This window comes from Enterobacter oligotrophicus (genome assembly GCF_009176645.1).
GTDB lineage: Bacteria > Pseudomonadota > Gammaproteobacteria > Enterobacterales > Enterobacteriaceae > Enterobacter > Enterobacter oligotrophicus.
Genome location: NZ_AP019007.1, coordinates 3,943,167 through 3,964,529 on the forward strand (window position 1 = coordinate 3,943,167; position 21,363 = coordinate 3,964,529).

Below are 21,363 nucleotides of genomic sequence, written 5' to 3' on the forward strand. Positions count from 1 at the left end.
CCATGAAGTGGCAACAACGTGTTCGTGTCGCAACAGGTCTTAGTTGCTGGCAGATAATGTTGCATTTACTGGTCGTGGCCGTACTGGTGATGGGCTGGATGAGCGGCACGCTGGTGCGTGTTGGCTTAGGGTTATGTGTGCTTTACGGTGTGACTGTGCTGTCGATGCTGTTCTTACAGCGTCATCACGAAGCACGCTGGCGTGAAGTGGGTGATGTGCTCGAAGAGCTCACCACCACGTGGTATTTCGGTGCGGCAATGATTGTCCTGTGGCTGCTGTCGCGCGTGCTGCAAAACAACCTGCTGCTGGCGCTGGCCGGTCTGGCTATTCTTGCAGGGCCTGCGGTGGTCTCGTTACTGACCAAAGAGAAAAAGCTACGCAATGTTGCGTCTAAACATCGCATAGGCCACTGAGCCTGTCGTGGCCGCGATGACCAGTAGCGGCCACAAACTTCCCCAGACAATATCCAGACTCGCATCCTTCAGATAAATTTGCTTGGTGATATCCGTAAAGTGTCGAATCGGGTTTATCCACGTCAGATCCTGCAACCAGACCGGCATGTTCTCGACGGGTGAAACATACCCGGAAAGCAAAATTGCTGGCATCATAAACACAAACACCCCGATAAACGCCTGTTGCTGCGTGGAGCAGAGGGCGGAAATCAGCAGTCCAAACCCTACCAGCGACAGCCCGTAAATCACCATCGTGAAGTAGAACAGCGCCAGCGATCCGGCGAACGGGATCTGGTAAGCAAAAATCCCTACCCCCAGCACGATGGTGGCCTGGAAGGTGGCAACAATCAGCGCCGGAACCGCTTTACCGACGAAAATCTGCCAGGTCGCCAGCGGCGACACCAGGAGCTGATCGAGCGTGCCTTGCTCGCGTTCACGTGCGACGGACAGGGAGGTGACGATCATCACCCCGATGGTGGTGATCATGGCGATCAGCGACGGCACCACAAACCACTTGTAATCCAGATTCGGGTTATACCAGTTGCGCACCACCAGCTCGCTGTTATTGGGTTTAGGTTTTCCCTCCATTAATGTCTGCTGGTAATCCTTCACCACCTGCTGCAGATAGTTAGCGGCGATCTGGGCGCTGTTGGAGTTACGCCCGTCGAGGATGAGCTGCATCGGTGCGGTCTGGAAAGTATCCAGATTGCGGGAGAAGTCCGCTGGAAAACGCACCAGCAATAGCGCTTTTTGCGTGTCGATGGTGGGCTGGATCTCCTGCGGGCTTTTCAGCAGCAGCACGTGGGTGAAGGCTTTCGCGCGGGCAAAACGCTGTGTCAGCTCGACGGAATGTTTGCCGTTGTCTTCGTTATAGATGGCGATGGTCGCATTTGTTACCTCCAGCGTGGCGGCAAACGGGAACAACAGCACCTGGATCAGCACCGGTAACACCAGAATGGCGCGGGTTTGCGGCTCACGCAGCAAGGATTGCAGCTCTTTGCGTATTAATGTCCATAAACGGTGAAACATCGCGTCGTCCTCCTGTCGGGTGGCGCTTTCGTTTACCCGACCTACAAAATCCGATGGTTAATCTAACCTTCTTTTCGTTTTCATCCACGTCAACCCGATAAACATTACCGCCGACGCCATCAAAAACAGGATATTGATAATCAGCACCACCGGAATATTCCCGGCGAGGAACAGGCTCTGCAGGGTACTCACAAAGTAACGGGCAGGAATAATGTACGTTACGGCGCGGATCACTGCGGGCATGCTGTCTATCTGGAAAATAAACCCGGACAGCATAATCGACGGTAAAAAGGCGGCATTGAGCGCTACCTGCGCGGCATTAAACTGGTTGCGGGTGATGGTGGAGATGAGCAGCCCCATTCCCAGCGTGCTCAGCAGAAACAGGCTGGTGATGAGGAACAGCAGTACCAGCGAACCGCGATACGGTACGCCGAGGATAAAGACGGCGACAAGCATACAGAGCAGCATCGCCAGCATGCCGAGGAAGTAGTAGGGGATCAGCTTGCAAAGCAGCAGCTCAACCCGCGTCACTTCGGTCGAGAGCAGCGCCTCCATCGTGCCACGCTCCCATTCGCGGGCGATGACCAGCGAAGTAAGAATTGCGCCTATCACCGTCATGATGATGGTTACCGCACCGGGAATAATAAAATGCTGGCTGATGGCGGCAGGGTTAAACCAGTAGCGCGTCTGCACGTCAATCAGCGGTTCGAACGTTTCACCCCGGTCCTCGGCCCGCTGCATTTGCCACAGTTGCCAAATGCCTTCCACGTAGCCCTGCACAAAGTTCGCGGTGTTCGGTTCGCTGCCGTCAGTAATCACCTGTATCGGGGCATCGGTATTCGCCCGCGCCATGTTGGCCGCGAAATCCACCGGGATCACCACCAGACCACGGATTTTCCCGGCCTGCATTTTCTGGATCAGTTCCTGGCGGTTGTCGCTGATCGTGGCGTCAATATAAGGCGAGCCGGTCATCGCGTGGGTGAAATCCAGCGCCTCTTCGCTCTGCTGTTCCAGCAAAATCCCGACGCGCAGCTTGCTGGAATCCAGGTTAATCCCGTAGCCAAAGATAAACAGCAGCAGCAGGGGGATCACCACCGCAATCAGCCAGCTACTCGGGTCACGGACGATCTGGCGTGTCTCTTTAACGCACAGCGCGCGCACCCTGCGCAACGACATCACGTTATGGCTCATTGGTATGCTCCTTATCCCAGTCGTGGATAAGCGTGATAAACGCCTGCTCCATGGTCGGGTCCGGCCGTTTTTCGTCGGCGGCCTGTTCTTTCAGATCGTCTGGCGTGCCGTGAGCAATCAGCTTGCCGCGGTAAACCAGCCCGATCCGGTCGCAATACTCCGCCTCATCCATAAAGTGGGTTGTCACCATTACGGTAACGCCTTTCTCCACCATGCTGTTGATATGCAGCCAGAATTCACGGCGTGTGAGGGGATCAACGCCTGAGGTGGGTTCATCGAGAAACAGGATATCCGGCTCATGCATCAGCGAGCAGGCCAGCGCCAGGCGTTGCTTAAAACCGAGCGGCAGCTCATCGGTGGCGTGCGAAGCGATATTCGTCAGGCCAAACGCATCGGTCATACGGCTGATTTTCTCGTTTTGCGCGCGACCCCGCAGGCCGTAGACACCGGAGAAGAAACGCAGGTTTTGCTCAACCGTCAGGTTGCCGTACAGCGAGAATTTCTGCGCCATATAGCCCAGGTGCTGTCGCGCCTTGCCGGAGCTGATCTTCAGATCCATATCCAGCACCAGCGCTTTACCGGAGGTAGGCACCAGCAGGCCGCACATCATTTTAAAGGTGGTCGATTTCCCCGCGCCGTTCGGCCCGAGCAGGCCAAAAATCTCGCCGCGTTTCACCGCGAAATTGACGTTATCAGTGGCGGCAAAATCCCCGAATTTCTTGGTCAGGGATTTCGCTTCGATCACCGTTTCGCCCGGCGTGCCCTCAACCGTGTGCAGGATCGCACCCAGCGGTGATTCCGACGTGCCCGCCCCGCCCAGCAGGTCGATAAACGCATCTTCAAAGCGCGGCGCGGTCTCTTCCATCTCAACCTCAGGCATTCCCTGAGCGTGACGGATATCGTCAGCGGTGGCTTCTTTTTTGAGGATCACCCGCACCGAACGGCCCTGAATCATCCCGTCGCTCACCTGCGGCAGTTTCAGCACCCGTTGCAGCAGTCTGCGGTTGGACTCCTGCGGGCTGTGCAGCAGAAAGCTGCGCCCGGCCATGCTTTGCGTCAGTTTTGTTGGTTCACCCTGATAGAGCAGCTCGCCTTCGTTCATCAGCAGCACGTCGCGGCACTGTTCCGCTTCGTCGAGGTAGGAGGTGCTCCAGAGGATCAGCATCCCGTCGCCCGCCAGCTCGTGCACCATCTGCCACAGCTCGCGGCGGGAAATCGGGTCCACGCCCACACCGGGCTCATCCAGCAGCAGAACTTTCGGCTCGCCCACGAGCGTACAGGCCAGCCCCAGCTTCTGCTTCATCCCGCCGGAGAGCTTGCCCGCCAGCCGGTCGGTAAACGGGCCAAGCGACGTAAACGCCAGCAGACGGGCGAAGGTTTTCTGCCGCGTTTCACCGGTGACGCTGCGCAGGTCGGCATACAGATTCAGGTTTTCCATCACCGTCAGGTCTTCATACAGCCCAAACTTCTGCGGCATATAGCCGAGCATGGCGTGGAGCGCACCGTCATCTTTAATCGGATCGAGGCCCAGCACGCTGGCCGAGCCTTCATCCGGCTTAAGCAACCCCGCGAGCATGCGCATTAGCGTGGTTTTGCCTGCACCATCAGGGCCGACCAGCCCGGTCACATAGCCTTTCTGGATGGTGCAGTTCAGCGGCGCTACCGCGGGTTTCTCCATCCCCGCGAAGCGTTTGACCAGATTGTTAATCTGAATAACCGCATCATTCATGTCGTTCCCCGTCGTTGATTTTTACGGTGACCGGCATACCCTGACGCAGCGCGTCGTCCGCATCGGTGACGATAATGCGCAGGCGGTACACCAGGTCGGTACGCAGATCCGGCGTTTCAACGGTTTTCGGCGTGAATTCGGCGGTAGGGGAGACAAAGCCCACTTTGCCGTGATACGGCTTGTCCGGGCGACCGTCGGTATAGAGCAGCAGCTCGCGGCCCGGCTGCATCTGGCCGAGGTTCGGCTCATCAATGTAGGCACGCACCCATACCGGGCGGGTCAGAGAGAGCGTTAATACGGTGCTGCCTGCGCTGAGCATGCTGCCCGGCTCCACGGCGCGGGTCATCAGCGTACCGTCAGACGGCGCGATTAACGTGGTGTCATGCAGATCCAGCTCCGCCTGCGCTAATTGCGCCTGCGCCTGTTCAAGGCTGGCTTTCGCCTGGGCGATGTCCTGCGCGCGGTTACCGGTGCGGTACTGGCTTAACTTATCCTGCGCGGATTTCAGCGTGGCCTGTGCCTGGTCGCGGGATGAACGGGCATTTTCCAGATCGTTGGCGGAAATGGTGCGGCTTTTCCACAGTCCCTGCTGACGGTTATAGAAGTTCTGCGCGTAGTCATAGGCGGCTTTCGCCTGCTTAACGGCAGCGGCGGCCTGGGCGATCTCTTCATCACGGTAGCCTGCCAGCATCAGGTCATACTGCGCCTGAGCCACGGAAACGCCTGCTTTTGCCTGCAACAGGGCGTTCTCGTAGGGCGCTTTATCCAGCATCCCCAGCGTCTGCCCGGTTTTAATCGCATCGCCTTCGTCAACGTTCAGCGAGGCCAGACGCCCGCCAACGCGGAAGCTCATATTCACAGTACGAATATCGACGTTACCGTACAGCGTCAGGCCACGATCCTGCTGGCTCTGATACCACAGCCAGCCGCCGATGCCCGCAGCAAGCAACACGACAACCACCAGAATGATGGCGACAGGTTTTTTCATGACTTCAGGCTCCTTTGCGTTAAGCCTTGCAGGATCAGATCAACATGACAGGTGATGACCTGGCTAATCTGCGCGGCTTTATCCTCATCGAATTGTGTCCAGCCCGTGCGTAACAGGATGGTCTCCCGGCCCAGACGAAAGGCCAGCACTTCGCCCAGCAGGGCATGGGTATGCAAAATCGTCTCGGTATCGTCGGCCTCTCGCCCGGTGTAGGCCGCAATCAGCCGGGTCAGGTGGGTGTGCATCGGCGCAATCACCTGGTCGTGTACCAGCTGGTAAGCGGCAGTGGGGGAAAGTTGTTCGCGGGAGATAAACTTACTCAGGTTCAGCGTATCGTCGTGCGTCAGCAGACGGATCATATTATGGCAGGCGTTAAGGATAAGCTGACGAATAGCGGCACGGTCAGGTGCTGGCTGGCTGAACAGCGCGGTGGCCTCTTCAACATGCGGGCGAAAATTTGTGCCAATGAAGTCGGCAATCCACTGGGCGCAGGCGAGGTATAAATCCTCTTTTGAACCAAAATAGTAGGTAATCGCCGCAATGTTTTGCCCGGCCTGCGCGGCGATATCCCGCGTGGTGGCATGGAGTCCATACTCACCAAACTGTGCCAGCGCAGCGGCGATAAGCTGGCTTTTGGCCTGTTCACCTTTGGTTGTTGTGGGTGTCGTATTCATGGCGGCATTAAAAATTAATCAATCGATTGATTAAGATTATGCCCGGTTCGCCATTTTGTCCAGTTGCCCCTTTGGCGGGAAATATTTCGTCGATGAATCCCTGAGGGATATTTTATGCGCCACGTCACAAAAGCTGCTACACTCCGCTGCTTCATGGCATTGTGGTTTTTGTCCTCCCAATTGTTATATCTCCCTGAAAACTACACCTGTGATGGTCGGGGCGGTTCGGAGTTTTTATGTCTTTTGATTCCCTTGGCCTGAGCCCGGAAATTCTGCGCGCGATCGCAGAACAAGGTTACGTCGAGCCAACCCCAATCCAGCAGCAGGCTATTCCTGCTGTTCTGCAGGGGCGTGACCTGATGGCCAGCGCCCAGACCGGCACCGGTAAAACGGCGGGCTTTACCCTGCCGCTGTTAGAACTGCTGGTAAAAAATCAGCCGCACGCTAAAGGCCGTCGTCCGGTTCGTGCGCTGATCCTCACGCCAACCCGTGAGCTGGCGGCGCAAATTGGTGAGAACGTGCGTGATTACAGCCGCTATCTCAACATTCGTTCGCTGGTGGTTTTCGGTGGCGTCAGCATTAACCCGCAGATGATGAAGCTGCGCGGCGGTGTGGACGTGCTGGTGGCAACGCCGGGTCGCCTGCTGGATCTGGAACACCAGAACGCGCTGAAGCTCGATAGCATCGAAATCCTGGTGCTGGATGAAGCCGACCGTATGCTGGACATGGGCTTCATTCATGATATCCGCCGCGTGCTGGCAAAACTGCCTGCGCGTCGTCAGAACCTGCTGTTCTCTGCGACCTTCTCCGATGAGATCAAGGCGCTGGCGGAAAAGCTGCTGCATAACCCGCTGGAAGTGGAAGTGGCGCGCCGTAACACCGCCTCCGAGCAGGTGACGCAGCACGTGCATTTCGTCGACAAAAAACGTAAGCGGGAGTTACTCTCCCAGATGATCGGTCAGGGCAACTGGCAGCAGGTGCTGGTCTTTACCCGTACCAAGCACGGCGCTAACCACCTGGCGGAGCAGTTGAATAAAGACGGCATTCGCAGTGCCGCCATCCACGGCAACAAGAGCCAGGGGGCACGTACCCGTGCGCTGGCGGACTTTAAATCTGGCGATATCCGCGTGCTGGTAGCAACCGACATCGCGGCGCGTGGGCTGGATATTGAAGAGCTACCGCATGTGGTGAACTACGAGCTGCCGAACGTGCCGGAAGACTACGTTCACCGTATTGGCCGTACCGGTCGTGCGGCGGCAACCGGTGAAGCGCTTTCACTGGTTTGTGTGGATGAACACAAACTGCTGCGTGATATCGAGCGTCTGCTGAAAAAAGAGATCCCGCGTATCGAAACGCCGGGCTATGAGGTGGACCCGTCCATTCAGGCTGAGCCCATTCAAAACGGTCGCCAGCAGCGCGGCGGCGGCGGTCGAGGTCAGCAGCCGCGTCGTTCAGAAGGCGGCGCACCGAAAAAACCGGGAAAACCTCCGCGCCGCAGCAGTGAGGCTAAATCTGGTGGAGAAAACCCGTGGCGCAGCGGTGAGGCAAAACCGGCAGGGGAAGGGCAGCGCCGACGCCGCCCGCGTAAGCCTGCTAAACCGCAGTAATCTGGAAGCCCGGTCGTAAAGCCGGGCTTTTCTTTTTGCGGCAGCGAAGAGAAAGTGCCACAATAGTGGCTGTTTATACAGTATTTCAGGTTTTCCAATGGCTTTAACCGCTGCGCTCAAAGCGCAAATTGGCGCATGGTATAAGGCGCTACAACAGCAGATCCCCGATTTTATCCCCCGAGCACCGCAGCGGCAGATGATTGCTGACGTGGCAAAAACGCTCGCCGGGGATGACGGGCGACATCTGGCGATTGAAGCCCCGACCGGCGTCGGGAAAACCCTGTCGTATCTGATTCCCGGTATTGCTATTGCGCGGGAAGAGGATAAAACGCTGGTGGTCAGCACCGCCAACGTGGCGCTGCAGGATCAGATCTTCAGCAAAGATTTACCGCTGCTGCGCAAAATCATCCCCGACCTGCGGTTTACGGCGGCCTTTGGGCGTGGGCGCTACGTTTGCCCGCGCAATCTGGCCGCGCTTGCCAGCAGTGAGCCTAATCAACAGGATCTGCTGGCATTTCTCGACGATGAACTCACGCCGAACAACAAGGTCGAGCAGGAACAATGCGCGAAGCTGAAAGCCGATCTCGACGGCTACAAATGGGACGGTCTGCGCGATCACACCAGCCAGGCAATTGGTGACGATTTGTGGCGCAGGCTCAGCACCGATAAAGCCAGCTGTCTGAACCGCAACTGCCACTACTACCGTGAATGCCCGTTTTTTGTCGCCCGGCGCGAAATTCAGGAAGCGGAAGTGGTCGTGGCTAACCATGCGCTGGTGATGGCCGCGCTGGAGAGCGAATCGGTACTGCCGGAGCCGAAAAACCTGCTGCTGGTGCTTGATGAAGGCCACCATCTGCCGGACGTGGCGCGCGACGCGCTGGAGATGAGCGCTGAAATCACCGCGCCGTGGTTTCGTCTGCAGCTCGATCTTTTCTGCAAGCTGGTGGCAACCTGCATGGAGCAGTTTCGCCCGAAAACCACGCCGCCGCTGGCGGTGCCTGAGCGGTTGAGCGAGCACTGCGAAGAGGTTTACAGCCTCATTTCATCACTCAACAACATCCTGAATCTCTATCTTCCGGCGACCCAGGAGGCGGAACACCGCTTTGCGATGGGGGAACTGCCGGAAGAGGTGATGGAGATCTGCCAGCAGCTGGCGAAGCACCTCGAAAAGCTGCGCGGGCTGGCGGAGCTGTTTTTAAACGATCTGAGTGAGAAAACCGGCACGCATGACGTGGTCCGCCTGCACCGCATACTGCTCCAGATGAACCGCGCGCTCGGCATGTTTGAGGCGCAGAGCAAACTGTGGCGGCTGGCCTCTTTAGCCCAGGCATCCGGCGCGCCAGTGACCAAATGGGCAACGCGTGAAGTGAAAGAGGGGCAGGTGCATCTGTTTTTCCACTGCGTGGGTATTCGTGTCGCCGATCAGCTGGAAAAACTTATCTGGCGCAGCGTACCCCATGTGGTCATCACTTCTGCGACGTTGCGATCCCTGAACAGTTTCTCACGCTTGCAGGAGATGAGCGGCCTGAAAGAGAAAGCGGGCGACCGCTTTGTAGCACTGGACTCGCCGTTTAACCACTGCGAACAGGGCAAGCTGGTGATCCCGCGCATGAACTATGAGCCGCTTATCGATAACGAAGAGCAGCACATTGCGGAAATGGCAGCCTACTTCCGCGAGCAGGTTGAGAGCAAAAAATACCCCGGCATGCTGGTGCTGTTTGCCAGCGGGCGCGCGATGCAGCGTTTCCTGGAATACGTCACCGACCTGCGTTTACTCCTGCTGGTGCAGGGCGATCAGCCACGCTACCGGCTGGTGGAAACCCATCGTAAACGTATTGATAACGGCGAGCGCAGCGTGCTGGTCGGGTTGCAGTCCTTCGCCGAAGGGCTGGATCTGAAAGGAGACTACCTGACGCAGGTACACATCCACAAAATTGCCTTTCCGCCAATCGACAGCCCGGTAGTGATCACCGAAGGCGAATGGCTGAAAAGCCTGAATCGCTATCCGTTTGAGGTGCAAAGCCTGCCTGCGGCGTCGTTTAACCTGATCCAGCAGGTGGGGCGTCTGATCCGTAGCCACGGCTGCTGGGGCGAGGTGGTGATCTACGATAAACGTCTGCTCACTAAAAACTACGGCCAACGGTTGTTGAACGCGCTGCCGGTCTTCCCGATCGAACAGCCGGAGGTGCCAGAGGTAAAAAAACGCCCGGCAAAACTGACCGCCGGGCGTAAGAAAAGCATCCGTGCTAAGGGGCGCGGTCCTACTGGTATGTAAAGGTCACCTGAATCACGCTGTTGAAGGTTCCGGCGCTGACGGGCATAGAGGTGGCGTAGTAACGTGCAGCCAGAGGAAACGTTGCGGTGTGATCGGCTGAGTTGATCGGGACGTTAAACGCCGCCTGCGGGGCGATGAGTATTTTGTCCTGACGGTCTGCCAGCTCCAGCGCCAGCCCTTTCGCGCTGCCGGTGTTGGCAAATTTTGTCGGGTGTATGCTGTCTGCCTGTCCGTAAAAAAAGGCGGTAGCCAGCGCGAGCGTTGCCGGGCAATGTGTCACCGACAGGGAAAAATCTTTCCACTCGCCAGTGTCCCCCACGTCTTTAAAATTACCCGCCACCGCCTGACCTAAATCTACCGTCAGATTGCGGCTGGCGCTGTCGATGACACAGGTATTGGCGTAGATATTGCCTGTCATCTGTATCTGGATATCCTCTGCGTGCGCCTGGGCTATCAGACCCAGGGCCAGGAGCAATGCTGTCTTTTTCATAATGATCACTTATAGGCAAGGGTGAGGGTCGCAATACTGTTTGCAGGGCCAGGAGTCACCGTGTCGCTGACCTGCTCATAGCGCACCTCGAACGGGATCGCTAACGTTTCATTGGCATTCGCTGGCTGTTTTGTCGGGATATAGGTGTCAAAGGTGGCGATATTGTCGTCAAAGAGCATTCTGACGCCGACCCCCGTCGCCATGCCGGTTTGCTGAGTGAGTTTGATGACGCCCTCATAGCCGGATTCATACCCATTGGCACTGTTTATTTTGATTTCAGGCTGCACCGTGGTGTCGCAATTAACGCTGACGTAGAATTTCTGTGCCGGTGAGGAGAGCACGCCTGCACCGATAAAATCACTGACCGGGAAATCACCCAGATTGATGGTGAGATTTTTCGGTGACACGTTGCACGTCACTTCGTGGAGAGTAACGTTGCCGGAATAGGAGATATGGTTAGGGTTGCCGATCCCTTCATGGCCAAAAACGCCGATGCCGAATTCCGTCTGCCCCTGCACCAGCGTGCCTGCTGACACCGTATTGCTCGTTTTCACCAGTTCCAGCGTGACTTCGAAGCTAAACGATTGTTGCCCGTCGGTAGAGACATAGCCAACGGGTGTCCCCCGCGAATCGCACTGTACGCCGCCTGCGCCGCTGATTCGCTGGCCTTTGTCATTCATCAGAGCGATGCCCACGCCAGGTACGCCGGAGTCATACACGCCTCGCAGTCCGGGGATCTCTGCTCCCGTACCGTAATAACAGGAGACGATTTCCTGCCCGCTATCGACACTTTGGTTGCAATTACCGGCAACGTGTACCGTCTGCTCCGTACCCGGAATGGTTTCGCCCACGGCAAGCGTCGTCGGGATTGAAATAGAGGCCACGTTAATCATTTTTGGCATGTCCGGCGAGGTGCAGGTGGCCTTTGCATGGGGCATAAATAACGCTGCGGTTCCCAGAACCAGTAAGAAAAAGCACTGTTTAATCATTTGCATAATGTTTAGCCTGAACATTGAATCAATGACACTGCGCGGCAGCGTTAATGATGCTGGATTTATCTTTCTCATCCGTTAGCGCGTAGTCAGCGACGCAATGTTCGCTGGAATCCTGCCCCCAGGAGACGGCAAGGTGTCCTTGCTGCGGCAAACCAGAGAGATAGGTCTGCCCATCGTTACCGACGATAAACTCATTGTCCTTATCGTCTGTGGTGACCGTTGCGCCGAAGGGCAGCGGTTTACCGTTATGCGTAAGCGTCATCAGTACACGGTTACCCACGCGGGTATTAAAGCTGGCGCGCACCACGGCACCGCGCGTTGGCGTGACAATTTGCGCAGCGTGAGTGACGTCGGCATCGTCCGGCAGCGTTTCGGTATCCAGCGCAACGGTGTTATGGCGATAAGCGGTGATGAACGGCACCACGGTATAGCCGCGGAAATCGGTTTCGACACCGGTCTGGTTAGCAATATGAGTGCCGTGCGTTCCGGGCGCTTTTACCAGGGCGATAGTTTCACCCAGCGGCTGGCTCAGCGTGATGCCGTTAGCGTGGGCGATCATGCCGCCCTGCAGCCCGACGTTCACCGTCTGCTGATATTTGTCCTGGCTGACGCCGCCGCTCGCTTCACCGTAGGTGCCTTTGTAATCGGCAGTCATACTGGTTGAACTGCCGCTGCCAGTGGTGCTGAGCCCCTCCTGAATATTCCAGTTCAGGTTGTCTTCCGGCAGCGCGGTACCGTTAAGACCGAAATTCTGCGTCGTCCCGTCTTTGGTGTTGTTCAGGTTGTAAGTGGCCCAGGTGTTATGCATCCAGTGATCAAGCGGAACCGAAATGTTTAACGAGAACTGGTTGTCATTGGTAACAGATTCACCATCCTCATCGCTGTCCTGGGTATTTTTATTCATGCTGTAGCTCAGGCTGTAACTCACGCCGTGCCAGCTGTTGTTATAACTGATGCCCATTGAGGTCATGTCCTGGCTCTGGTTCCAGTAGGTCTCTTTTACCAGGCTCAGGGTGAACGAGCCCCAGCCCTCGGGCAGCGTTTGATCGACGGTAGCTTCAGTGCGGGCACGGCGCTGCTGTGGGGCAGACCAGTCGTCCGAGCGGGTATACGACTCCATGGTGTCTTCCAGGGTGTAAAACCCTTTGCTGTTGTAGCGATAACCCGCCAGCGAGAAATTCGTCCCCGTACCGGCAAAATCTTTGCTGTAGCGCACGCGCCAGGACTGCCCCTTGCTGGACTGCTGCTTTTTCAGCAGCGCTTTTGCGCGCGTCACGTCGACGGAGAACGCGCCGAGATCGCCCATGTTTTTCCCGGCACCAAAAGCCTGCGACTGATAATGGCTGCTCTGCTGTACGCCGCCATAGGCGGTAAAACCATAAGGCAGACCGTAGATAGCACTCCCCTGAGCAAAGGGTGTTTTCTCGACATCTTTGTCATAAGAGCGATAGCGTCCTGCAGTCACGCTGTAGCGGAGGTTTTTTTCACGTTGCAGCACGGGAACAGAGGCGTAAGGCACCACGAAATGGCTTTCGCTGCCGTCCGTCTCTTTGACGGTGACCTGCAAATCGCCGCTGCTGCCTGTCGGGTAGAGATCGTTAATTTCAAACGCGCCCGGTGCGACGGTGTTCTGGTAAATGACATAGCCGTTCTGGCGTACCATCACCAGCGCGTTACTGTGTGCGGTGCCGCGAATAATCGGTGCATAGCCTCTTTCGCTATCCGGCAGCATGTCGCTGTCTGATTTGAGCTGCACACCGGTATAGGGCACGCTGTCGAACACATCTGAAGGTGAGGAACTTTGCCCGACTGTAACATCACTTTTCATCGCCACGATGTCACGTTGTGCATAGGTATAAACAGAAGAGAACTTCTGCTGTTCCTCTTTACCCGTGGTGCTGCGATTCCATGTTGAATAGTTGCGAACGCGCCAGGCTCCAACGTTCAATCCGGGGCGCAGGTTGACATACTGGCTGCTGTTGTCCTGTTCACCCTGCTGCCGGGCACGGCTTTGGCTGGCGGTCGCGCTGTAGTTGAGTATGCCTGCGGTGATCCCTTCATCGAACTCTTTCGGGTCGATATAGCCGCGCGGCACCTGGCCCAGCGCAGTTTGCGGAATGCTGAGCAGCAACTGCTGATTTCGGACATGAAACGAAGCAGAGGCCGCAGGTATCGCACTCAGGTCAGCGCACTGTCCCTGAGCCAGCAGTTGCGGGTATTTTTTGGTTTTAATGCCGAGGCTTTTTAAATCATCCGCGCTGAAACATGGCTGAAGAGAACTATTCCCTTTAGCATCTTTTTGTAATTTGAAGGTGACATTACGGGTGTCAATTTTATTATTATTAATAAAGATGGACACCTCATATTTACCCGGTGCCTGGCCTGGCCCTTTTTCATAGAGAGACAGATCCGTTTTTCCCTGCTGGGGATTATCAATATCCAGTAACGCCGGGTTAAAATAATCATCAGCCCAGACCTGCTGTGCAAAGATCGCCATTGCCAGACCACACAACAGGGTCAGCAAAGGGGATAAGCGGCAGGTAAAGGGCTTTTTAGTGCTGTACATGATTATTTAGCGTGTCTGTACATGAATGACTTAATTAACGGTTGAAGACCAGGTATGACTGATGCTGCCGTAATCGGTAATAATTGACCATGACACGTTTGTGCCCCCGGTATTATCAGGCAAGGCAAAATGGGTTTCGCTTTTGGGTACTGCCCAGTTTGCTTTAGCAACTTTATGGCCGTTCAGTGTGACCGTCTGGAAATTCATATAAAAAGGTGTTGGGTTATTAACAACCAGATCGTGACCTTCGCGATGCCATTCAAGTTTGTCCGCGACGTCTTCAGGTTGACCCTTTACCGCTGCAGGGCGATACAACAATTTAATACGCGTATTAATGGCGATTTGCAGAGTGTTCATCCCCTCCACACGTTTTGATGACGGGATCGCTTTAATATTCAGCCAGTACAGAGACTCACGATCTTCCGGCAAATTTCCCCCAGTACGCACGACACGCAGAACGTTATCTTCTTTCGCATCAAGACGGAAAAGCGGCGGAGTAATAAGAAAGGGGGCTTTATTCAGTTTTTTACCGCCAGAGTCGACCCAGGACTGGACCAGATAATCCATTGAATCCGGGTTTGAAAGACCGAGAGACGATTCCTTTTTATCTCCATGGTAAACCAGACGTGTGCCATTAATAATGACACCGGCATGTGCCGTTGCTGCTGCCAGTAAAAGAGAAGCCAGTAAATAACCGTGACGCATAAATCTTTCTCAATAAGAAGAAGAGATATCAGTTCCGGGGAAAGAACTCATATCTCTTGATTGACAATATCAATTGTAGATGACGGTGAAAGTGGATACAGAGTTAGCCGGACCCGCTGTAATAGCCGCTTCGGTTTGAATATAACGTGCACCAAATTCCAGATCATTCACGGTGGTTCCGGATGCTAACGGATACTGCTGAGACGGCGTATACAGGCTGACCGGCTGCTCTGAGGCATCAACCAGCTGAATAGCGACGCCTGTTGCGGCATCTTCCTCTGGCGTGACTGCCAGCGTAGAGTTGTTATTTGTATCCGGCGTACCGCCAAAATTAATAGCAGCGGAGGTGACCGATTCCGGGCAATTTTTTAACTGGATATCAAACTTCGTCAATGTGCTGGTGGAGCCTGCACCGGTGAATACCGTTTTTGAGACTTTACCCAACTGCACATTTAATGGATTACTTAATCCATTAACGACCTGACAAGCAGAATCAATAATTTCGCCCGTGAAGTTAATCTGACCTTCACCGTTTGTTGCTGCAAATGCGGATGCTGAACATCCCACCATTGCAGCGATGAATAAACCTAAAGCAACCTTGTTCATAATAAATCCTGATATGTTTTTCGCTAAAAATGTTGCCTGGACAGTTTCAGCGTTAATCCTCAATGATGTTTCGCTGAGTATTTAACCAAAAAAAGGATGTGTAAGAATCTTCTGCATAAATCACAATTAATTTAAATAATGCTTGTTTTTAATTAATTTCATTTAAATCAGCGATTTGATAACGATGATAAAAAACTACCGTGGAGGTCTTCTTCAGGGCTATATTGTTAACAAGATGATGCCGTAAGGAGAGATGTCGTGGATTATCGCAAAATTATCAAAGAGGTAGGGCGTGGGAAAAATCATGCACGTGACCTGGATCTGGAAACCGCCCGTGCGCTCTACACACATATGTTGAATGGTGATGTGCCTGAGCTTGAAATGGGCGGTATTCTGATCGCACTTCGTATCAAAGGTGAAGGTGAGGCTGAGATGCGGGGCTTTTACGACGCAATGCAAGCGCAGACCCTCCGCCTGACGCCTCCCGTGGCGAAACCGATGCCGATTGTGATCCCAAGCTATAACGGCGCACGCAAACAGGCGAACCTGACGCCGCTGCTGGCTATTTTGCTGAATAAACTGGGTTTTCCGGTCGTTGTGCATGGTGTTAGTGAAGATCCGACCCGAGTTCTGACAGAAACCATTTTTGCGCTACTGGGGATTGAACCGACTCTGCACGCCGGGCAAGCGCAGGCGAAGCTGGATGGCCACCAGCCGGTATACATTCCGATTAGCGCGCTTTGTCCGCCGCTGGAAAAGCAACTGGACATGCGCTGGCGGATGGGCGTGCGCAACAGCGCACACACCCTGGCGAAACTGGCTACCCCGTTTGCTGAGGATGCTGCGCTGCGCCTTTCCAGCGTGTCGCACCCGGAGTACGTGACGCGGGTCGGTAAGTTCTTTGAAGAGATCGGTGGCCGGGCATTGCTGATGCACGGGACGGAAGGTGAGGTGTATGCCAATCCGCAGCGTTGTCCGCAACTGACGCTGATTGATTCCGCAGGCACGCGTGCTGTGCTTGAGCGTGGCGAAGAAAATAGCGATGTGATCCTGCCGCAGGCAAAAGATCCGCAGACCACCGCCCACTGGATTGCGCAGTGCCTTGCCGGAAATGTCCCTGTTCCACACGCTATCAGGCTGCAGATGGCCTGCTGCCTGCTGGCAACGGGTGAGGCAGAGACGGTAGAAGCCGGGCTGGAACGTATTGCGCAGGCGTTTTAGCAAAAAAAAAGCCCGTCCAGTGGCGGACGGGCAAACAAGGGTAACAACAACAGGGTCAATGAGGGTTGGAGCATCTCACCAGAGGGTATGGCGAGGGTGGAGCATAATGTGGTCGATTATTTGTAGATAACCGCAGTGCCGCTCAGTTTGTTATTGGTGTTCGCGGAAGTGATGGTATAACCGCTTGCACCGGCAGCTGCGGCTTTCTCAGCCAGTTTGGCTTCCAGACCGTCCAGCGTGGTCGCGCCTTCAGCACTGACAACACCGATTTTGTTGAGGCTCTGCGCCTGAGCAGAAGAGACAGGTTCTGCAGCGAATGCGCCAAAAGACAGAGCGGACAGGGCAACAGCAGCAACAGCATATTTGATGGTTTTCATGATTAATCTCTCGCAGGTTATTCTGTTAAGGGGACGATGTTCCGTCGATGTGATAAGTATCACGTTTTTTTCTGAGAGATAAAATCGAAGAGAATTGACGTCATTGCTCAAAAAAACTGAACGACAAATAACTTATTGAATATTAATAAATTCAGAGAGGCGATTTACACTTCTTGTCGCTGCGCTTTACAGAGTGAGTATGAAAGGCACATTCTGCTACACGTTTCACTTAAAATCGTGAGCGTAAAGGTAACCGCTTGCGCGGTTAACTTTGGTAAAGGAAAGTCAACGTAACTGGCTGTCTTTCGATCCTCTGCGATTATATCCTGAGTGAGAAGCATTATTTGAATCTTTCTCCTGCTGGCAGGTGATACATAACCGCACGCCGGGAATGGCTTTACGGCGCGCTTCAGGGATTGGCTCACCGCACTCTTCACATTCAAATAAGCTCTCCCCGCGCGGAATTTCACCGCGAGCGCGGGCAACCGCATCTTCAATTGTACTGTTGATCTGTTCGTTAACGGCATCGTCATTTGCCCAGCCGGAAGCCATATCACCCTCCTGAGTGGTATCCAGAACGCATAACATGAATATGGGGTTAAAAATCGTACAGTCAAGACGGGACAAAAAGAAACTGCATCTGTCGGGCAGATGCAGTCAGGGGACAGGTTAAGACATTATTTATAGATGGTGGCTGTACCATACATATGGTTATCTCCACCGGCGGAGTTCACCACAAAACCTTTGGCACCTTCCTGGCGGGCTTTTTCAGCCAGTTTATCCTGCAGATCGTCAAGGTTGCTCGCACGGCTTACTGAAACCGTACCAGCAGGTCGAAGCTGGCTGGTATCTGTGCCGTCGGTCAGAGGCTGAACTGACCAGGCAGAGAATGACGCTGTCGTCAGCGCACCAGCGATTACAGCAAGGGTCAGGTACTTTTTCATAATCACATCCTCAGGGAAACAACAGGTGATTCCTCTTAAGTTTAGAAGCCTGGCGAGTGTGATTTAGCGCAAAAATTTGATTATGATCTGCTTATTTTTTGAACGATATTAATTGACAAATCATTGACAGATCATAGACATACAGGCGGCTGATTTTGGTCGCTTTTTCCCCTTTCGCAGAGAGATATTTACCGTTGGGTCAGCAAAGGGTATCTTACGCCGCTGTTTAAAGGAGAATGCCATGACTTCCCAAAAGCCGGGATTGCACCCGCGTAACCGCCATCGCAGCCGCTATGATATGAAAGCGCTGTGCCTGAGCTGCCCTGAGTTGCAGGACTTTATCGTGCAGACGCCTGCTGGCGAACCTTCGGTTAACTTTGCCGACCCGCAGGCAGTCAAAACCCTGAATAAAGCGCTGCTGGCTCATTTTTATGGTGTGACGCACTGGGACATTCCCGAAGGCTTTCTCTGTCCGCCAGTTCCTGGCCGGGCCGATTACGTTCATCATCTCGCCGACCTGCTGGCAGACGATAATCATGGTGTGATACCAGAACAGGCGTCCGTTCTGGATATCGGTACGGGGGCAAATCTCATCTACCCGCTGATTGGTGCTCACGAATATCACTGGCGTTTTACCGGCAGTGAAACGAGCGCTGAAGCCTTCTCCAGCGCACAGGCGATTATCAGCGCAAATGCAGGTTTAAGCCGCGCGATCCGCCTGCGTCGCCAAAAAGATGCTGCCTCAATCTTCAACGGCATCATTCATAAGAACGAGCAGTACGATGCCACCTTGTGTAATCCGCCGTTCCATGACTCAGCCGCCGCCGCCCGTGCGGGCAGCGAGCGTAAGCGTCGCAACCTCGGGCAGGCTGAAGACGCCGCGCTGAACTTCGGCGGCCAGCAGCAGGAGCTGTGGTGCGAGGGGGGAGAAGTGGCGTTTATCCTGCGGATGATTGCCGAAAGTCAATCATTTGGCCGTCAGGTGAAGTGGTTTACCACGCTGGTATCGCGTGGCGATAACCTGCCGCCGCTGTATCGTGCATTGACCGACGTCGGTGCGGTAAAAGTGGTGAAAAAAGAGATGGCCCAAGGCCAGAAACAGAGTCGTTTTATCGCCTGGACATTTATGGACGATAACAAACGCAGTAAGTAACCGCTCGGCCCGGTCGCGTTACGCCACCGGGCAACCACGCTACAACGTCGGCTCCTGTGGCGGCGGTGGTGCCACAGGCGATGGCAATACCTGATACGTCTGCACCGGCATTCGCACATCCGCCAGATCAAAGTGCTTTTTCACCATGCTGTCGAGGGCAAAACGCACCGTCCACTGCTTCAGCGGCTGAGTGGTGAACGACACGCGCAGGGTAAACGCCGTGTTGGTCAGCCCGACGATGCCGGCAAACGACGGTTCGCCAATCACCAGCCCGCGAATATCCTCCATCTCCATCAGTTCGCTGACCGCATCCCGTAGCGCCTGCTTCGCTTTATCCGCATCCTCGTGACGATCCACATCGTAGTTCGCCACAACGGAGCCAATCCCGCGCACAAAGTTGGCGAAGGTCGTGATCGAAGACCACGGAATAATGTGGTACGCACCGGTATCCTGACGCACGCCAACGGAGCGAATGGACATCCGCTCCACCGTACCGGTCAACGGCCCAATGGTCACCAGATCGCCCGTATTCATGCCGTTCTCAAACTGGATGAAGATGCCGGTGATGATATCTTTCACCAGCGTTTGCGAACCGAAGGAGATCGCCAGCCCCAGAGCACCTGCACCGGCCAGCAGCGGGGCGATATTCACGCCGATTTCCGAGAGCACAATCATGATGGTAATGGTGCTGATGATTACCGCCAGCGCGTTACGGAACAGGGTTAACAGCGTTCTGGCGCGCGCGCTGGGTAGCGGCCTGCCGTGGATATCCGAGACCAGCCGGTTCTCAATAAGGCTGGCAAGAAGCGTCCAGCCGACGGCGGAAAAGAACAAAATCAGCGCGATACGAATCAGAATATCAACGGTTTTTTCCCCTGCGCCGTTGTGCAGCCAGTTCCAGAAATCAAACAGGCCCCAGGCGTTGAGGAGCAGCATAATGGCCACGCAGACGGTCAGAATGCGCGCCACTTTAAGCGATACCGACATCCAGCCATTAACCCGTTTTTGCAGTTCCGGATAGCTACGCTGGACCTGTGGCGACAGGGTAATGGTTTTTGAAATCCAGCGAGACAGCAGGCCCGAAACAAAGGCTGCAATGCCGATAATCGCCAGGCTTTTGAACGTTGCGCCCATCATAAACTTCAGGCTGTTGCCGGGATCAAACAGCGAGAAGAAGCACAGGACAATAAAGTACGCGCTTGCCAGCCAGTGCCACACCAGAGCGAAGGCGCGAATAAACAGGCTGAAGAAAGAGAGCGTTCGATCGGCCAGATGCAGCAGACTCTCGGTGATCGCTTTTTTATTGTGGAAGATCAGGTAGAGCGCCCAGACGGTGATGCAGAGCATGATCAGCACATTCGCCAGCGCGCCAAACTGCACGTTGACCTGGTTGGAGATTATCGGCACGGCCACCAGCAGGCCGTAACCTATCAATCCGCTGAGTACGCTTAAACGAACAGCCCAGTATCTGGCGCTCTCATCCCGTATCGAAAAGGGGCGCAGGTCCGGCACATGCGGGCAAAAAATCAGACGCAGCAACGCCTTGAAAAATTCAATCAGCGCGAAAGCATTCAGGAACAACGCCTGCTGGAAGGCGATAGTTTTGTTGCCCGTATTCAGATGGTCGGCCAGTACCTGACCGATAAAAAGCGTTAGCGTCAGCAGCAGCAAATCAATGATAAAGGCTCCGGCGATCATGGCGGGCAGGTGTAACCAGCTGCTTTTTTGCTGGTTCTTTTTACGCCCCCAGTGGCCCATTTTTCGGTATAACGGCCAGGCGCACAGGCGTACCAGCCAGTAAAAGATGAATACCGCGCCAGCCAGTATTAAAAACTGGGTAGCGGCCGCAGAGAAGGTGTGCGGATTAAAAGGCTTGTGCGGGGAGCCAATCAGGTTGCGGTAGAGCTGGGCAAAACGCGAGGAGAGAGCTTCACCATAGTGACGGCTGACGTCGGTAACATTCTCCAGCACCGTTTTTTGCTCTTTAACCTCCGGCGGCGTAATGGTCGGGACCTGCTCCTGTGGCGGAGTGGCAGCCACTTTACGTAGCTGATCGATTAACTCCTGCCGCGAGGTGTCGTTTTCAAGCACATCAGCCAGGGCGCTGTAGGCCGCTTTTTTCTGTTCAACGTCAGGTTCCGGTGGCGGCGTGCTTTCCTGCGTGGTGGCGGTTCCGGTGGTAACACCTGGGATCGTGACGGCAAGCGATGGCGCACTAAACAAGCTCAGCAACAGCAACAATATCCACGGCACGGCGTCCTCCGGTGAAAATGTTCAACAAAATGATAAGTATAGAGTGCGAGGAGCGGAGAGGGATTTTTGGGAACAATCTGGCATAAAAAAGCCGGGCATGCCCGGCTT

19 protein-coding genes are annotated in these 21,363 nt (G+C 54.9%); 5 read left to right on the forward strand and 14 right to left on the reverse strand.

Annotation, left to right across the window (positions count from 1 at the left end; translation table 11 throughout):
* The first annotated feature begins 2 nt into the window (after positions 1-2).
* The gene (locus tag EoCCA6_RS18900; RefSeq protein WP_115874544.1) at positions 3-413 is read left to right on the forward strand and encodes a YbhQ family protein; all 411 of its coding nucleotides are present in this window, start codon (positions 3-5) and stop codon (positions 411-413) included.
* Here EoCCA6_RS18900 and EoCCA6_RS18905 read toward each other — a convergent pair.
* From EoCCA6_RS18905 to cecR, 5 genes are read right to left on the reverse strand one after another with little or no spacing between them, the layout of a single operon-like run.
* The gene (locus tag EoCCA6_RS18905; protein ID WP_152083943.1) at positions 375-1,481 is read right to left on the reverse strand and encodes an ABC transporter permease; all 1,107 of its coding nucleotides are present in this window, start codon (positions 1,479-1,481) and stop codon (positions 375-377) included. The genes EoCCA6_RS18900 and EoCCA6_RS18905 overlap by 39 nt on opposite strands.
* Positions 1,482-1,538: 57 nt before the next feature.
* On the reverse strand, positions 1,539-2,672 hold the full coding sequence (locus tag EoCCA6_RS18910; protein WP_152083944.1) for an ABC transporter permease: 1,134 nt from the start codon (positions 2,670-2,672) through the stop codon (positions 1,539-1,541).
* Positions 2,662-4,401, reverse strand: a complete 1,740-nt coding sequence (locus EoCCA6_RS18915) for an ATP-binding cassette domain-containing protein (protein ID WP_152083945.1) — start codon at positions 4,399-4,401, stop codon at positions 2,662-2,664. The genes EoCCA6_RS18910 and EoCCA6_RS18915 overlap by 11 nt, the downstream gene beginning before the upstream one ends.
* Positions 4,394-5,389 carry a secretion protein HlyD gene (gene hlyD / locus EoCCA6_RS18920; RefSeq protein ID WP_152083946.1) on the reverse strand — a complete coding sequence of 332 codons (996 nt, stop codon included), beginning with the start codon at positions 5,387-5,389 and terminating at the stop codon, positions 4,394-4,396. Before hlyD ends, EoCCA6_RS18915 begins: the two co-directional genes overlap by 8 nt.
* The gene (cecR, locus tag EoCCA6_RS18925; RefSeq protein WP_152083947.1) at positions 5,386-6,063 is read right to left on the reverse strand and encodes a transcriptional regulator CecR; all 678 of its coding nucleotides are present in this window, start codon (positions 6,061-6,063) and stop codon (positions 5,386-5,388) included. The genes hlyD and cecR overlap by 4 nt, the downstream gene beginning before the upstream one ends.
* Positions 6,064-6,299: 236 nt before the next feature.
* On the opposite strand from cecR, the gene rhlE reads away from it, so the two are divergent.
* Together rhlE and dinG are read left to right on the forward strand one after the other, a co-directional pair.
* On the forward strand, positions 6,300-7,670 hold the full coding sequence (gene rhlE / locus EoCCA6_RS18930) for an ATP-dependent RNA helicase RhlE (protein ID WP_152083948.1): 1,371 nt from the start codon (positions 6,300-6,302) through the stop codon (positions 7,668-7,670).
* Positions 7,671-7,767: 97 nt separating this feature from the next.
* Positions 7,768-9,945, forward strand: a complete 2,178-nt coding sequence (gene dinG / locus EoCCA6_RS18935) for an ATP-dependent DNA helicase DinG (protein ID WP_152083949.1) — start codon at positions 7,768-7,770, stop codon at positions 9,943-9,945.
* Here dinG and EoCCA6_RS18940 read toward each other — a convergent pair.
* The 5 genes from EoCCA6_RS18940 to EoCCA6_RS18960 form a co-directional block, all read right to left on the reverse strand.
* Positions 9,932-10,435, reverse strand: a complete 504-nt coding sequence (locus EoCCA6_RS18940; RefSeq protein WP_152083950.1) for a fimbrial protein — start codon at positions 10,433-10,435, stop codon at positions 9,932-9,934. The genes dinG and EoCCA6_RS18940 overlap by 14 nt on opposite strands.
* A 5-nt stretch (positions 10,436-10,440) precedes the next feature.
* Entirely contained in the window at positions 10,441-11,430 is a 990-nt protein-coding gene (locus EoCCA6_RS18945) for a fimbrial protein (protein ID WP_152083951.1), read from the reverse strand.
* 22 nt (positions 11,431-11,452) lie between these two features.
* Positions 11,453-13,996: a fimbria/pilus outer membrane usher protein gene (locus tag EoCCA6_RS18950; RefSeq protein WP_152083952.1), complete on the reverse strand. Its 2,544-nt coding sequence runs from the start codon at positions 13,994-13,996 to the stop codon at positions 11,453-11,455.
* A gap of 30 nt (positions 13,997-14,026) precedes the next feature.
* Positions 14,027-14,701: a fimbrial biogenesis chaperone gene (locus tag EoCCA6_RS18955; RefSeq protein WP_152083953.1), complete on the reverse strand. Its 675-nt coding sequence runs from the start codon at positions 14,699-14,701 to the stop codon at positions 14,027-14,029.
* Positions 14,702-14,770: 69 nt separating this feature from the next.
* Positions 14,771-15,307 carry a fimbrial protein gene (locus EoCCA6_RS18960; RefSeq protein ID WP_152083954.1) on the reverse strand — a complete coding sequence of 179 codons (537 nt, stop codon included), beginning with the start codon at positions 15,305-15,307 and terminating at the stop codon, positions 14,771-14,773.
* 258 nt (positions 15,308-15,565) lie between these two features.
* Here EoCCA6_RS18960 and ybiB point away from each other — a divergent pair, with 258 nt between their 5' ends.
* Positions 15,566-16,528 (forward strand): DNA-binding protein YbiB, encoded by a 963-nt coding sequence (gene ybiB, locus EoCCA6_RS18965; protein ID WP_152083955.1) that lies wholly within the window; start codon positions 15,566-15,568, stop codon positions 16,526-16,528.
* 116 nt (positions 16,529-16,644) lie between these two features.
* On the opposite strand, the gene ybiJ is transcribed toward ybiB, so the two are convergent.
* The 3 genes from ybiJ to mcbA form a co-directional block, all read right to left on the reverse strand.
* Complete coding sequence (ybiJ, locus tag EoCCA6_RS18970) at positions 16,645-16,905, reverse strand: DUF1471 family protein YbiJ (RefSeq protein WP_152083956.1); 261 nt, start codon at positions 16,903-16,905, stop codon at positions 16,645-16,647.
* Between the two features lie 285 nt (positions 16,906-17,190).
* Positions 17,191-17,457, reverse strand: a complete 267-nt coding sequence (locus tag EoCCA6_RS18975; protein ID WP_152083957.1) for a DksA/TraR family C4-type zinc finger protein — start codon at positions 17,455-17,457, stop codon at positions 17,191-17,193.
* A gap of 125 nt (positions 17,458-17,582) precedes the next feature.
* Positions 17,583-17,849, reverse strand: a complete 267-nt coding sequence (gene mcbA / locus EoCCA6_RS18980) for a DUF1471 family periplasmic protein McbA (protein WP_152083958.1) — start codon at positions 17,847-17,849, stop codon at positions 17,583-17,585.
* A gap of 241 nt (positions 17,850-18,090) precedes the next feature.
* On the opposite strand from mcbA, the gene rlmF reads away from it, so the two are divergent.
* Positions 18,091-19,002, forward strand: a complete 912-nt coding sequence (gene rlmF, locus EoCCA6_RS18985) for a 23S rRNA (adenine(1618)-N(6))-methyltransferase RlmF (protein ID WP_167515552.1) — start codon at positions 18,091-18,093, stop codon at positions 19,000-19,002.
* Between the two features lie 39 nt (positions 19,003-19,041).
* On the opposite strand, the gene ybiO is transcribed toward rlmF, so the two are convergent.
* Positions 19,042-21,255, reverse strand: a complete 2,214-nt coding sequence (gene ybiO / locus EoCCA6_RS18990) for a mechanosensitive channel protein (RefSeq protein ID WP_152083960.1) — start codon at positions 21,253-21,255, stop codon at positions 19,042-19,044.
* Positions 21,256-21,363: the final 108 nt, after the last annotated feature.

Excerpts from the sequence above, each read along its gene's own strand:
- cecR (WP_152083947.1), bottom strand. The coding sequence starts at position 6,063 with ATGAATACGACACCCACAACAACCAAAGGTGAACAGGCCAAAAGCCAG.
- EoCCA6_RS18940 (WP_152083950.1), bottom strand. The coding sequence starts at position 10,435 with ATGAAAAAGACAGCATTGCTCCTGGCCCTGGGTCTGATAGCCCAGGCG.
- hlyD (WP_152083946.1), bottom strand. The coding sequence starts at position 5,389 with ATGAAAAAACCTGTCGCCATCATTCTGGTGGTTGTCGTGTTGCTTGCT.
- EoCCA6_RS18915 (WP_152083945.1), bottom strand. The coding sequence starts at position 4,401 with ATGAATGATGCGGTTATTCAGATTAACAATCTGGTCAAACGCTTCGCG.
- EoCCA6_RS18905 (WP_152083943.1), bottom strand. The coding sequence starts at position 1,481 with ATGTTTCACCGTTTATGGACATTAATACGCAAAGAGCTGCAATCCTTG.
- EoCCA6_RS18960 (WP_152083954.1), bottom strand. The coding sequence starts at position 15,307 with ATGAACAAGGTTGCTTTAGGTTTATTCATCGCTGCAATGGTGGGATGT.
- EoCCA6_RS18910 (WP_152083944.1), bottom strand. The coding sequence starts at position 2,672 with ATGAGCCATAACGTGATGTCGTTGCGCAGGGTGCGCGCGCTGTGCGTT.
- ybiJ (WP_152083956.1), bottom strand. The coding sequence starts at position 16,905 with ATGAAAACCATCAAATATGCTGTTGCTGCTGTTGCCCTGTCCGCTCTG.
- rlmF (WP_167515552.1), top strand. The coding sequence starts at position 18,091 with ATGACTTCCCAAAAGCCGGGATTGCACCCGCGTAACCGCCATCGCAGC.
- rhlE (WP_152083948.1), top strand. The coding sequence starts at position 6,300 with ATGTCTTTTGATTCCCTTGGCCTGAGCCCGGAAATTCTGCGCGCGATC.
- EoCCA6_RS18945 (WP_152083951.1), bottom strand. The coding sequence starts at position 11,430 with ATGCAAATGATTAAACAGTGCTTTTTCTTACTGGTTCTGGGAACCGCA.
- EoCCA6_RS18950 (WP_152083952.1), bottom strand. The coding sequence starts at position 13,996 with ATGTACAGCACTAAAAAGCCCTTTACCTGCCGCTTATCCCCTTTGCTG.
- EoCCA6_RS18900 (WP_115874544.1), top strand. The coding sequence starts at position 3 with ATGAAGTGGCAACAACGTGTTCGTGTCGCAACAGGTCTTAGTTGCTGG.
- EoCCA6_RS18975 (WP_152083957.1), bottom strand. The coding sequence starts at position 17,457 with ATGGCTTCCGGCTGGGCAAATGACGATGCCGTTAACGAACAGATCAAC.
- dinG (WP_152083949.1), top strand. The coding sequence starts at position 7,768 with ATGGCTTTAACCGCTGCGCTCAAAGCGCAAATTGGCGCATGGTATAAG.
- EoCCA6_RS18955 (WP_152083953.1), bottom strand. The coding sequence starts at position 14,701 with ATGCGTCACGGTTATTTACTGGCTTCTCTTTTACTGGCAGCAGCAACG.
- mcbA (WP_152083958.1), bottom strand. The coding sequence starts at position 17,849 with ATGAAAAAGTACCTGACCCTTGCTGTAATCGCTGGTGCGCTGACGACA.